The following is a 2,037-nucleotide window of genomic DNA, read 5'->3' as shown; positions in this document are numbered from 1 at the left end:
CAAGGAAGTCCTCAGCGGCTTTCTGCTCCTCTTCTGAATCCTTCTTGTTGATAACGTAATACTGTGAAACAAACTCAGGGATTGAGCTGTTCATCTTGTCAACTGTAACGCCCTCAGCTGAGATGTCACTCTGCTCAAGGTTGACCTTCATTGGGAGCATCGTAAGTCTTGATGCCTTGTCTGCATCCACACCTGCGATGGTTCCGTATATCCAGTTACCCTGCTTGATGAACATTGCCTTACCCTCGGCAAATGTCTGAACTGCCTGATCATATCCTGTCACTGTTGAGTTGATGTACTCTGATCCACGCTCTACCTTGCCGCTTGGTCCTGCTGTGTAGCTTGAAAGCATATCAAGCTCCTGAACCATCTTTACAAGTGGCTCCTCAAGCTTATCAACATCTTCCTTTGTAGCTGCTGCCGTTGCATTGTAATTAGAGAACACTGCATTCAGTGCGTAGTTTGTATAGTGGTTTGCATATGTCCACTTCTCAGCACCTGCGATTGCAAATACTCCGTTCATGTTCTCTGTTGTAGCTGTCTTGTCCTTTGCCGTGGTGTATGCATTGCCTGAAAGTGTAACCTTCTCACCACCCTTGCCGTTTATGTAATCATCGATTGCCTTGATCATGCCTGTGAACTCTTCATAATTGGCACTTCTGTAATCAGCGACAAATGCGTCTGCGCTGTCAAGTCCAAATACATCACATATCATCTGCGTATCTGCGATAAGTCCGTAACCCTCTACGTTGTAAGGGATTCCGCAGCTTGCTCCGCTCTCATCTGCGAGCTGCATGCTCTCTGGAATTGAATCGTAGATTGACTTTAACTCCTCATTCTTTACTGATGTTGATGGAAGTACAAATCCGCCCTCGTTCCACTCTGTGAACTGTGCCTGATTTATCGCGTACAGTGTAGGATAGTTCTTGGAATTCATCTCAGATCTGAGTGTCTCCATGGTCTCCTGTGTACCACATGTGTAAACCTTAACCTTAACTCCTGTCTCTGTCTCATAATCCTTGCACAGATCCTGGATGCTGTCTGCAATCTCAGACTTTGTGTTGTAAATATACAGATCGTAATCCTTCTTTGCTGAACCACATCCTGTCATGGATGCAAGTCCCAGCATCATAGCTGCTGAAAGTGCACATGCTACTAATTTCTTTGCTCTCATAACCTTTTCTCCTTTTCTTGCTTTGAATTTTCCCTCTTGTTAATTCTCGCTATCATTCATATTGTTCCGATAAAACACATTTCATAAGCGCTTAAATGAAACATGTTTCATTTGCATTAAGATTATCATATGAAACATGTTTCGTCAATAGGGGATTTATAGATTTTTGTATTTTGTGCTCTTAGTAAGTTTTTTATGTTTTGTACCCGCATAAAAAAGAAGTTCATGATTTTTGAGTGGCACCTCATTTTCTCTTCATGAACTTCTTTTCGTAATCATACTATAAAGTTGTATCGCCTTTTTCTACGCTCACCGGAAGTAGTATAAGATTTCCGTCTATATGTGTGTTTCTCTCTTTTGCGCTGTCGATCTGATCTGCGGTTGCTCTTTCAACCTGTCCTTCGGCATCATCTTCCTCCTCCGGTCCGTCGATCATCTCCATAAGCTGGCGTACTGCCTCCTGGGCGATCTCCTTGTACGGCTGATGTATCGATGTGAGCCTTGTCGTGCTGGCGTTGGTTATGTACGTTCCGTCGTATGCCACGATCGCCAGGTCATCAGGAATCTTTTTGCCTATGGCAAGTGCCGCCTTAAGGAATGCTATCGCCGGCATGTCTGCGGCAAATATTCCGTCCACGTCAGGATACTCCTCCAGTATGCATTTTGCCATCTCAAAATATCCATGAAAATCAAAGTCGTTCCACTGTATTGGAACTCGTCTGGATTTTATCCCATTCTCGGCAAGGACTCTATCTAGTTCCTCATGGCACTCAAATGACATGATATTCTTATCTACCTTGATTCCTGATATGTGGATGACATATTTGCATCCACTGTTTATAAATTCCTGGGCAGCAAGCTGT

2 protein-coding genes are annotated in these 2,037 nt (G+C 43.7%); both read right to left on the bottom strand.

The window, feature by feature from the left end:
* Positions 1-1,174, bottom strand: a 1,174-nt coding sequence (locus CCU_RS11220) for an extracellular solute-binding protein (protein WP_208896189.1), incomplete at its 3' end; no start/stop codon positions are given.
* A 280-nt stretch (positions 1,175-1,454) separates the two neighbouring features.
* The coding region (locus tag CCU_RS11215; protein WP_208896188.1) for a substrate-binding domain-containing protein at positions 1,455-2,037 on the bottom strand (583 nt) is incomplete at its 5' end.

The sequence above is a fragment of the Coprococcus sp. ART55/1 genome (genome assembly GCF_000210595.1).
Lineage (GTDB): Bacteria > Bacillota > Clostridia > Lachnospirales > Lachnospiraceae > Coprococcus > Coprococcus aceti.
Note: the sequence above shows the minus strand (reverse complement) of the source record. Positions and strands in the feature narration are given on the sequence as shown.